This window comes from Hydrogenivirga sp. 128-5-R1-1 (assembly GCF_000171895.1).
In genome coordinates, this window is record NZ_ABHJ01000094.1 from 1 (window position 1) to 2642 (window position 2642).

At 29.1% G+C, this 2642-nt stretch carries 3 protein-coding genes; all 3 read left to right on the forward strand.

Features of this window, described 5'->3' with window-relative positions:
- Nucleotides 1-64: 64 nt before the first annotated feature.
- Genes HG1285_RS04895 through HG1285_RS18295 form a run of 3 tightly spaced genes read left to right on the forward strand, consistent with a single transcriptional unit; the run spans nt 65 to nt 2600 of the window.
- Entirely contained in the window at nt 65-754 is a 690-nt protein-coding gene (locus HG1285_RS04895) for a DUF4198 domain-containing protein (protein WP_008288525.1), read from the forward strand.
- Nucleotides 751-2163: a transporter gene (locus HG1285_RS17750; protein ID WP_008288526.1), complete on the forward strand. Its 1413-nt coding sequence runs from the start codon at nt 751-753 to the stop codon at nt 2161-2163. Before HG1285_RS04895 ends, HG1285_RS17750 begins: the two co-directional genes overlap by 4 nt.
- A gap of 32 nt (nt 2164-2195) precedes the next feature.
- Nucleotides 2196-2600: an energy-coupling factor ABC transporter permease gene (locus HG1285_RS18295; RefSeq protein ID WP_008288527.1), complete on the forward strand. Its 405-nt coding sequence runs from the start codon at nt 2196-2198 to the stop codon at nt 2598-2600.
- The last annotated feature ends 42 nt before the right edge of the window (nt 2601-2642 follow it).

Here is a 2642-nt window from a genome sequence, read left to right on the forward strand (position 1 = left end):
GACGTATAAGCTAAATTTTTATTATTATTTTGATAAATGAATATTCATTTATATAGGTGTAAAAATGAGGTCATTAATATTTTTAATTGGTTTATTTTTAATTAACTTAACTTATGCCCACGATTTATGGATAGAAAAGCATAAAAATAATTACATTTTATATTATGGACATAAACATCCTTCATATGGAGAAAAAAAGCTTATAAAATACAATCCTGAAAATATTCAGTCTGTAAAATGTATAGATAAAGATGGAAATAAAATAGAAATAGATGTAAAAAAAGAATATCCTCTGGTAATAAATAAAAACTGTGCAATCATATATGTTGACATTTCAAGTGGATATTGGACTAAAACACCTTATGGAACTATTAATAAACCAAAAAACCAAATTGATACTCCTATAAAAAGCTGGTTATCTTATGAAAATGTTAAAAGGATAAATCTATGGGGTAAAAATTTAGAAAAATCCTTTACAAAAAAGTTGGATATAATTCCAGTAAATGACCCTTTAAAATTACAGGAAGGGGATAAAATTAGACTTCTCATAACTTTTGATGGTAAGCCAGCAAAAAACATCCCAGTAGCATACGATGGAAAGGTTAGAGGTATAACTGACAGCCATGGGAGAATAAACATAAGGATAAAACATAAAGGTCTACAGTTAATTGAAGCAACTTATAAAGAAAAAATCATCTCAACAAAAGCAGATGAAGTTATATATTCAACAACTTTAAATTTTGAGGTCAATTGAAGAAAATGTTTTATATATTACTGATTTTAATTTTAATAACTTCCAAATTATCCTACGCCCACAGTGTCCAATATACAATTAATCGCCAGAATGCAGTTGTAATAACTATATTTTATGCAGATGGAACTCCTTTTTCTTATGAGAAATTTGAAGTTTACTCTCCTGATAATAAAAAAATACCTTTTCAGGTTGGAAGAACAGATAAGTATGGAAGGTTAGTTTTTTTACCAGATAAAATCGGTAACTGGACTGTAAAAGCTTTTTCTGAAGATGGGCACGGAATTGTCAAAAAGATATTTGTTAATAATCTATCAAAAATAAATAAAACTTCTAACCAGTTTGGATATTTATTAAAAATATTTATTGGAGTTTTTGCAATTTTTTTAGTCTATGGGTTATTTTATTTCACAATAAGGAGGAAAAAGCTTGAAAAACTTAATGGTTTAATTTTCCTGTTTTTATTTTTTTATACCAGCGTTTATGCTCATCATGGAGTGGCAGCTTTGGGTGCTGCTGGATTAGAAGGTCCCGGTGCTCCACTTGAAACTTCTTCATCAGCCACATTGCCTCAAGGTAAATTTTTAGCGTATCTGAAATTAGATTATGCAAAATTTAAAAAATATACTTACAAGAGAGATGACGAAACTGATAACTATAACTTCTGGATTTATGGTACTGGATATGGAATAAAACCGTATCTTTCCTTATATTTATTCATCCCTTATTATACAAAAATAGTAGAAAATAATTCTTTTAATACCAGTGGTTTTGCTGATATTTCCCTCATGGCAGTTTTAGGTTTTAAATATGATGAGGGTTTTATGCTTATACCAGAAAGTGAAAGCTTAGATGATTTAATGGACTGGCATTTTACAGTTTATGGAGGAACCACATTACCAACTGGGAATCCAAATATAAGAGATAAAAATGGAAATATAGACCCTGGAATGTCTCTTGGATTTGGAAAACCAAGTATTACATTAGGGTTTACAACAACTAAACAACTCACAGATAAAACCACATTTATATTTGATACAAATTATTTAAAGTTTTTTGAATATAAATATAGTGATGGGACAAAATATATGTTTGGTGATGAATTTAGAATAAACTCTGCATTAACATATAGAGTTTTAACCTCTGAAAAGAATAAATTTAGATTAGATTTAGATTTTGAACTTAACTATTTAAACTTAGGAAGAGATAAAGAAAACGGAACAGGATTAAAGGGAACAGGTGGGAGAATTTTATATACTCTGTATGGATTAAGGGCATATTACAAAACAGTGAGTGTAGGTTTAGGTGTTAAAATACCTTCCTGGACAGATTTAAATGAGGAAAGTTTACAACAGGGAGCAGAAGGAAAAGAAAAGTATAGGACAATATTTACTTTTTCTGCATTGTTTTAACTGTATAATCTTAAAATAATTAGGAGAAAAAAATGCACATACCTGATGGATATTTATCTCCTCAAACATATATACCTGCATATGCAGTAGCAATACCGGCACTAACCTATGGGATAAAAAAATTAAAAGAAATTCTAAATGAAGAAACTTATCCATTTATAGCAACCTTAACAGCTTTATCTTTTCTAATTATGATGATTAATATTCCTATTCCCGGTGGAACAAGTGGACACGCAATAGGAACAGCTGTCATATCCATACTATTTAATCCATGGATTGCATTTGTTTCAGTAAGTTTTGTCTTATTGATACAATCTCTTATTTTTGGGGATGGAGGTATTACTGCATGGTCTATAAATAGTATTGGAATAGGATTTATTGCCTCTTTTTCTGCATATTACAGTTATAAGTTATTAAAAAAATTAATAAAAATTTAGCCTTATTTTTATCTGGCTGGAGCTCTATAGTTTTAGCTTCAC

What these genes read in the sequence shown, in the direction of transcription:
- HG1285_RS04895 (WP_008288525.1), top strand. Translation starts at nt 65, where the DNA reads ATGAGGTCATTAATATTTTTAATTGGTTTATTTTTAATTAACTTAACT.
- HG1285_RS18295 (WP_008288527.1), top strand. Translation starts at nt 2,196, where the DNA reads ATGCACATACCTGATGGATATTTATCTCCTCAAACATATATACCTGCA.